6 protein-coding genes are annotated in these 7,648 nt (G+C 65.1%); 3 read left to right on the plus strand and 3 right to left on the minus strand.

Annotated features, from left to right (window positions below; translation table 11 throughout):
* Nucleotides 1–81: 81 nt before the first annotated feature.
* Entirely contained in the window at nt 82–1,074 is a 993-nt protein-coding gene (locus PMI38_RS24480) for a GlxA family transcriptional regulator (RefSeq protein ID WP_008100214.1), read from the minus strand.
* Nucleotides 1,075–1,247: 173 nt separating this feature from the next.
* Between PMI38_RS24480 and pssA the strand changes: the two genes are divergently transcribed.
* Together pssA and PMI38_RS24490 are read left to right on the plus strand one after the other, a co-directional pair.
* The gene (gene pssA / locus PMI38_RS24485; RefSeq protein WP_008100215.1) at nt 1,248–2,561 is read left to right on the plus strand and encodes a CDP-diacylglycerol--serine O-phosphatidyltransferase; all 1,314 of its coding nucleotides are present in this window, start codon (nt 1,248–1,250) and stop codon (nt 2,559–2,561) included.
* A gap of 83 nt (nt 2,562–2,644) precedes the next feature.
* A complete protein-coding gene (locus PMI38_RS24490; RefSeq protein WP_008100217.1) occupies nt 2,645–3,811 on the plus strand; it encodes a GGDEF domain-containing protein in 1,167 nt (388 codons plus the stop codon).
* A 117-nt stretch (nt 3,812–3,928) separates the two neighbouring features.
* Here the strand turns inward: PMI38_RS24490 and ppnN are convergent, their stop codons facing one another.
* Complete coding sequence (gene ppnN, locus PMI38_RS24495) at nt 3,929–5,302, minus strand: nucleotide 5'-monophosphate nucleosidase PpnN (protein ID WP_008100219.1); 1,374 nt, start codon at nt 5,300–5,302, stop codon at nt 3,929–3,931.
* Between the two features lie 50 nt (nt 5,303–5,352).
* Complete coding sequence (locus PMI38_RS24500) at nt 5,353–6,414, minus strand: YeiH family protein (RefSeq protein WP_008100221.1); 1,062 nt, start codon at nt 6,412–6,414, stop codon at nt 5,353–5,355.
* A 110-nt stretch (nt 6,415–6,524) separates the two neighbouring features.
* Here PMI38_RS24500 and PMI38_RS24505 point away from each other — a divergent pair, with 110 nt between their 5' ends.
* The gene (locus PMI38_RS24505; protein WP_008100223.1) at nt 6,525–7,400 is read left to right on the plus strand and encodes a LysR family transcriptional regulator; all 876 of its coding nucleotides are present in this window, start codon (nt 6,525–6,527) and stop codon (nt 7,398–7,400) included.
* Nucleotides 7,401–7,648: the final 248 nt, after the last annotated feature.

The raw sequence follows: 7,648 nt of genomic DNA on the forward strand, positions 1-7,648 counted from the left end.
CCACAGGTACTGCGCAGGGCTTGAAGACTGTGATGGTCCTGTGGGAGCCGGCTTGCCGGCGATAGGGCCCTCAAGCCCCAATCAGTGCAACGAAGCCTGCCGCCGCTCCCCCAACGGCGACAACCCAAAGAACCGGCTGTAACTCTTGGAAAAATGCGCCGGGGAACTGAACCCGCACGCCAGCGCCACCTCGCGCACCTGGACATCGCTGCGCAGCAGCAACTCCCGTGCCCGCGACAGACGCAGCTCCAGGTAATACTGGCTGGGCGTGCGCTGCAGGTACTTGTGAAACAGGCGCTCCAGCTGGCGCACGGTCACTTCGTTGAGGCTGGCCAGCTCCTCCAGCCCCAGGGGCTCCTCGAGATTGGCCTCCATGATCGCCACCACCTGGCTCAACTTGGGTTGAGCGCTGCCCAGCAAGGTGCGCAGCGGTACCCGCTGGCGCTCGCGCTCGCCGCGCATGCGGTCGCACAGCAGCAGTTCGGCGGCCTTGGCGGCAATCTCCTGGCCGCCGTCCTCGCGGGCGACCAGCTGCAGCATCATGTCCATGGCCGCCACGCCGCCGGAACAGGTGTAGCGGTCGCGGTCCAGTTCGAACAACTGGCTGGAGATGACGATGCCGGGGAAGTGCTCCTGCAGGGCCTGGATGTCCTCCCAGTGGATGGTGCAGCGGTACCCCTTGAGCAGGTCGGCCTTGGCCAGCAGGTAACTGCCGGTGCAGATGCCGCCCAGCGGCACATGCTGGCGCGCCAGTTGGCGCAGCCAGTCGGTCAGCGGCCGATTGCCGCGGCCACGGTCGATCGGGTTGGCGCCCACCACGAACAAGGCGTCCAGCGGCGGCGCGTCGGTGATGCTGTGGTCAGGCAGGATGCGCATGCCATTGCTGGCCATCACCGGCGCCTGGCTGGCGGCGATCAGCACGCTGCGGTACAGGCTACGGTGGGCGGCCAGGTTGGCCATGCGCAAGGTCTCCACCGCCGAGGCCAGGCCAATGGTGGTGAAGTTGGGCAGGACCAGAAAACCGAAGGTCTTGGCGCGGGGAGGGGTTAGGATGGCAGAAGCGGGGTGGACCATTGCGATCTTCCTGTGCAAGCTGAGGCATAGTTCGTCAGGGGCAGTGAGAAAAACAGGCCTCGCACGTTTCTTGTTGTTATGGGTCGTTGCAGGGTCGATCTTACACCCCGCACGCAGCGGCCAGGAATGGACCTGATTGCAGACAGAAGGTGACCTACGTGAACCCCGATTCCATGCTGGCGGCGCTGCCAGGTTTCACCCTCGACGCAGACGCGATCCAGGTGTTGCCCGACGCCGCAGCCTACCGAACCTGCCTGCTCGAGCGGATTGCCGGCGCTACCCGGCGCATCGTCATCGTCGCGTTGTACCTGCAGGAAGACGAGGCCGGGCAGGAAGTGCTCGATGCCTTGTACCAGGCCAAGGCCGCTCGGCCGAGCCTGGAGATCGTCATCGTGGTCGACTGGTTCCGCGCCCGCCGTGGCCTGCTCGGGGCCGGGCGGCAGCCGGGCAATGCTGCCTGGTACCAGGCCCAGCGCCAGTTGCGCGGGCTGGATGTGGTGATCCATGGGGTGCCGGTGCAGACCCGCGAGCTGTTCGGCGTGCTGCACCTCAAGGGCAGCGTCATCGACGACTGCGTGATCTACACCGGTGCCAGCCTGAACAACGTCTACCTGCACCGTTTCGACCGCTATCGCCTTGACCGCTACCACCTGTTCCAGTCAGCGGCGCTGGCCGACGCCATGGTCGACCTGGTCAAGCGCCTGTTGCACGACACCGCCACGCCGCGCCTGGACCTGCCGGCGCCCGCGTCGACGCGCAACCTGCGTGGCGATATCCGCCGCCTGCGCGCACGCCTGCGGCGCATGGCCTATGACGTACCGGCGGCCGAGCCGGAGCAGGGCCTGCGGGTGGTGCCGTTGCTTGGCGTTGGCCGTGGCAACCCGCTCAACCGCGCGCTGTGCGCGCTGCTGGCGGCGGCACGCTCGCAGATGATCATCAGCACGCCGTACTTCAACCCGCCACGGGTGGTGATGCGCGAGCTGGACCACGCCCTGGATCGCGGCGTGCGGGTCGAGCTGATCGTCGGCCACCGCACCGCCAACGACTTCTACATCGCCCCGGGCGAGCCGTTCAGTGCCAGCGGCGCCTTGCCGTACCTGTACGAGGACAACCTGCGTGCCTTCGCCCGCCGTCGCCACGCCGCCATCGCCAGCGGCCAGCTGGTGGTGCGGATCTGGAACGACCCTGGGCATACCTTCCATGCCAAAGGGGTGTGGGTCGACCAGCGCTATTCGCTGCTCACCGGTAACAACCTGAACCCGCGCGGCTTCAACCTGGACCTGGAAAACGGGCTGCTGATCGATGACCCGCAAGGGCAGTGGCTGGCGCCCCGGGAAGCGGAGCTGGAGGGCATTCGCCGGCATGCGCCGAAGATTGCCTCGGCGCAAGACCTGGGGGTGAAGGCGGAGCATCCCAAGGAAGTGCGCAAGTTCTTGCGGCGGTTACGTTTCAGCCGCCTTGAACCGTTGATCAAGCGGGTGCTTTGAGCCGTCGTCCCCCTCTCTGAAAAGTCATGGCAAACGGCTACAATCTGGCGTTTTCCACGTTAACCAGATAGGCCAATTCCTTCATGGCGCTCGATCCACCCACGATGCTGACCCTCTCGATCGCCTTGGCAGCCGCCGCTGCCTTGTACCTGGCGATCGAATGGCGCAGCGTCCGAGAACCTTCATTACTGTTCTGGAGCGCGGGGTTTGCCACCATCACGGTCGGTTCGACCCTGGCGCTGTTGCGCGGCATCGGCCTGCTGCTGATCGGCATCTGGTTCGCCAATGGCCTGCTGGTGGTGGCCCACGCACTCTTCCTGATGGGCGTGTTGCGCTTTACCCAGGCCCGGGTGTCACGGGCCTGGCTGCTGATCGTGGTGGTGTGGTGCGGCTTGCTGTTGCTGCCGGTGGGGCCGCAGTGGTCCAAGGTCATGCTGATGGTCAACTCGCTGCTGGTGGCACTGCTCACGCTCAAGGCCAGCTTCCTGCTGCGACCGCACGGCAAGTCGCTGAGCGTAGGGGCGGTGCAGTTGCGCTATGTGCTGCTCATTCACGGCCTGTTTTACCTGGCCAAGGCGATCATCGCGATCACCCCCGGCACGTTGATCGACCTGGCGACCTTCGGTGGCCTGATCATCCAGATTTCCCTGGTCGAGGGGGCGATGGCGATCATGCTGATCGCCTTGTCGATGACCGGCACCGTGCGCTACCGCCGCGAGGAACGCATCGCCCGGCTGGCCGCGCGCGATCCGCTGACCGCGCTGTACAACCGCCGCGCCCTGGAAGTGCGCGCCACGCACCTGTTCAAGCACGTCAGCCCGGCGCGGCCAGGTGCGTTGCTGCTGATCGACATCGACAACTTCAAGCTGGTCAACGACCTGCATGGTCATGCCGCCGGCGACCGGTTGCTGGTGGCGCTCAGCGAGATGATCCGCGAGGTGCTGCCGGAGCGCTCGCTGGCGGCGCGGCTGGGTGGCGATGAGTTCGTCATCCTGCTCAGCGATGCCAGCAGCGAGCGGGTGGTGGCGTTGGGCGGACAGTTGCGCACGCAGTTCCAGGCCTTTGCCGAACAGGCCATGCCTACACCGCAGGCGGTGACCTTGAGCATTGGTGCCAATGTGTTCGACCAGCCGCCGGCGAGCCTGGCGGCGTTGATCGAGCAGGGGGATGTGGCGTTGTACCAGTCCAAGCGGGGAGGGCGGGACAGTATTCAGCTGGTTGATCGTACTGCCGTCAGCCCGAGCAGCTGATCTGAGCCACTGGCCCCTTCGCGGGACAAGCCCGCTCCCACAGGTACTCCACTGCATTTGAAAGCAGTGTTGTACCTGTGGGAGCGGGCTTGTCCCGCGAAGAGGCTGGCAGGGTCTTCAGGTCACAACCTGATAGCACGGCACATACGCCGCCCCACCCGGCAACTTCATCCGATGCTGGTCGACGAACGCCTGCAACAGGCGCCCCAACGGCTCCAGCACCGCACTGTCACCGCGGATCTGGTACGGCCCGTGCTCTTCGATCAGGCGGATGCCCTTGTCCTTGACGTTACCCGCGACGATCCCGGAAAACGCCCGGCGCAGGTTCGCTGCCAGTTCATGCGGCGGCAGTTCGCGGCGCAGGCCCAGCTCGGCCATGTTGGCGTGGGTCGGGTCGAACGGGCGCTGGAAGCCCTCGTCGATCTTCAATAGCCAGTTGAAGTGGAAGGCGTCGTTGCGCTCGCGGCGGAACTGCTTGACCTCCTTGAGCCCCTCGACCATGTGCCGGGCCACTTCGGCCGGGTCGTCGATGATGATCTGGTAGTGCCGCTGGGCGGCTTCGCCCAGGGTTGCGCCGACGAAGGCATGCAGCTGCATCAGGAACGGCTCGGCACTGCGCGGCCCGGTCAGTACGACAGGGAAGGGCAGGTCCTGGTTGTCCGGGTGCATGAGGATGCCGAGCAGGTAGAGGAACTCCTCGGCGGTACCGGCGCCACCGGGGAAGATGATGATGCCATGGCCGACACGGACGAAGGCTTCCAGGCGCTTCTCGATGTCCGGCAGGATCACCAGTTCATTGACGATCGGGTTGGGCGCCTCGGCGGCGATGATGCCCGGCTCGGTCAGCCCCAGGTAGCGGCTGCCGTGCATGCGCTGCTTGGCGTGGGCGATGGTTGCGCCTTTCATCGGGCCTTTCATCACGCCGGGTCCGCAGCCGGTGCAGACGTCCAGCTTGCGCAGGCCCAGTTCGTGGCCGACCTTCTTGGTGTACTGGTATTCCTCGGTGCTGATCGAATGGCCGCCCCAGCACACCACCATCTTCGGCTCCACGCCGGGGCGCAGGGTGCGGGCGTTGCGCAGCAGGTGGAAGACGTAGTCGGTGATGCCCTGGGAGCTTTCCAGGTCGATGCGCTGGCTGGCCAGCTCGCTTTCGGTGTAGACGATGTCGCGCAGGGCGCTGAACAGCATTTCACGGGTGCTGGCGATCATTTCGCCATCGACGAAGGCGTCGCCCGGAGCATTCAGCAGCTCCAGGCGAACGCCTCGGTCTTGTTGGTGGATGCGCACCTCGAAGTCTTTGTAGGCTTCGAGGATGGTCTTGGCATTGTCGACATGGGCGCCGGTGTTGAGGATGGCAAGGGCGCATTGGCGGAACAGGGTGTAGAGACTACCGGTACCGACTTCGCTCAGTTGCTGGACTTCACGTTGCGACAGCGTCTCCAGGCTGCCTTTGGGGCTGACGGATGCATTGATGACATGGCGTTGGGGCATCTAAGTCTTTCCTGTGCAGGTAAAACATCCTTCTCTGCCACCACCTTATGTCATGCGAAGAGCTTTTGCACACCCAGCGTGATCGCGATCCCACCGCCCAGCAGCCACAGGTTGAGAATCGCCCCGGTGGCCAGCGCACGCGGCCCGGCCTGGCGAATCTGGCTGTAGCGGGTCTCCATGCCCAGCGCGGTCATGGCCATGGTCAGGGCAAAGGTGTCGAGGTCGTTGATGACGTGGGTCACGTTGCCCGGCAGGATCTGCAGCGAGTTCACCAGCACCAGGCCAAGGAAGCCGAAGGCGAACCAGGGCAGGGCGATGCGGCCTTTGCCGTGAGTGTGGTTTGCCTGGCGAGCACGGTTGATCCACACGCCCACCACCAGCAGCACCGGTACCAGCAGCATCACCCGGGTCATCTTGACGATGGTGGCGATGTGCGTGGCCTCAGGGCTGATGTTGCTGGCCGCACCCACCACCTGGGCAACCTCATGGACGGTGCCGCCGAGGAACAGGCCGGCGCTCACGGTGTCCAGCGGCAGCCAGCCGGCATTGATCGCCAGTGGGAAGATGAACATCGACAGGGTGCCGAACAGCACCACGCTGCCCACCGCCATGGCGCTCTTGTGCGGCGCACTGCGCAGCGCCGATTCGAAGGCCAGCACAGCGGCGGCGCCGCAGATGGCACTGCCGGCAGCGGTCAGCAGCGCGGTGTCGCGGTCCAGCTTGAACAGTTTCATGCCGACCCACAGGCCGATCAGCAGGGTGCTGACCACCACCAGCAGCGACACCGTCAGACCCGACCAGCCGACTTCGGCAATTTCCTGCAGGCTGACCCGCAGGCCGAAGAAGGCCACGGCGATGCGCAGCAGTTTGCGTGCGGAGAAGTTGATACCCGCCGCCCAACTGGCCGGCACGCCATCACGCAGGGCGTTGCCGTACAGGGCGCCAGCGACGATGCCGACGATCAATGGGCTGATGCCCAGGTTGGCGATGGCAGGTATTGCCGCCAGTTGCGTGACGGCAACGGCGAACAACGCGACGAACAGGATGCCATTGAGCTGCCCTCGGGTAGAGAGGGTGGGCGCAAAAGCGGGGTTGGACGGAGCCGTGGCCATGTGAGTCCTCCGGGACATTTTTTGACATGGCTTACGTTAATCTGGTTATAAGCTTATAAAAAATCGTAATTCAGGATGTGAAATATCCGTTTGGCTGATACTTTGGAATTATGACCCCTGAACAGCTGATAACTTTCGCCACCGTTGCCGAGCACGGCAACATCAGCCATGCGGCCCAGGCCCTGCATCTTTCCCAGCCGGCGGTCTCCGGCCAGCTCAAGCTGCTGCAGGAGGCGTTCGGCGAGCCGCTGTACCAGCGTGCCGGCCGGGGCGTGCGCCTTACCGCTGCAGGCGAACAGTTGCTGGCCCATGCCGAGCGCCTGCGCGATACCTTCCGCCAGGCTCAGGCACTGCGCGAGGCCATGCGCGGGCTGGAGCGCGGCACCTTGCGCATCGGCGCCAGTACGACGCCGGCCAGTTACCTGCTGCCCTACCTGATCGCCGATTTCCATGCCCGCTACCCGGACGTGGTGGTGAGCACTTCCCACGGCAACACGGCAGAAATTGTCGCCGACCTGGGCAGCGTCGATATCGCCCTGATCGAGGGGCCGCCTGGACAGGAACTGCCCTTGGGCACGGCGGTGACACCTTGGCGGGAGGACGAGATCGTGGCCGTGGTGCCCAGCGGCCACCCGTTGGCCAACGAGGCGCAGCACACCCTGGAGGCGCTTGGCAGTTACCCGTTGGTGTTGCGTGAGAGCGGTTCCGGGGTCAGGCAGGTGGTCGAGCGAGCGTTCGCCCGCAGTGGCGTGGCGATGCGCGTGGCGATCGAGATCGCCGGGGTGGAAGGGGTGAAGGAGGCCGTGCGGGCAGGGATGGGGATCGGCTTTGTGTCGGCGATGTCGATCCGCCATGAGGATGGGGTGTTGCGGCAAGTGCGCATTGCGCCGCAGCCGCTGGTACGGCGCTTTTCGATTTTGCTGCCCCATGCTGCCACGCCGTCGCGGGCGGCGGCACGGTTCATGGAGTTGTGTCTGGCGCCATAGTTTGCATGCCGGTGATTTTGCAGTGGCCGCAAGATCGAGCGCCGCCCGCGCGGCGCATCGCGGATGAATCCGCTCCTACATTTGTTGCAACGTGCCACGGTCTGTCAGGCCATGGTCGTTCGCCTTTGGCGCCCGCCGAAAAAACGCGTCGTACCCACAAGGCAGGCAACCATGGCCTATCAGGCATAGGTACGTTGCAACAAATCTAGGAGCGGATTCATCCGCGATGCGCCGCGCGGGCGGCGCTC

Origin of the sequence: Pseudomonas sp. GM84 (genome assembly GCF_000282535.1) — a bacterium.
Taxonomy (GTDB): domain Bacteria; phylum Pseudomonadota; class Gammaproteobacteria; order Pseudomonadales; family Pseudomonadaceae; genus Aquipseudomonas.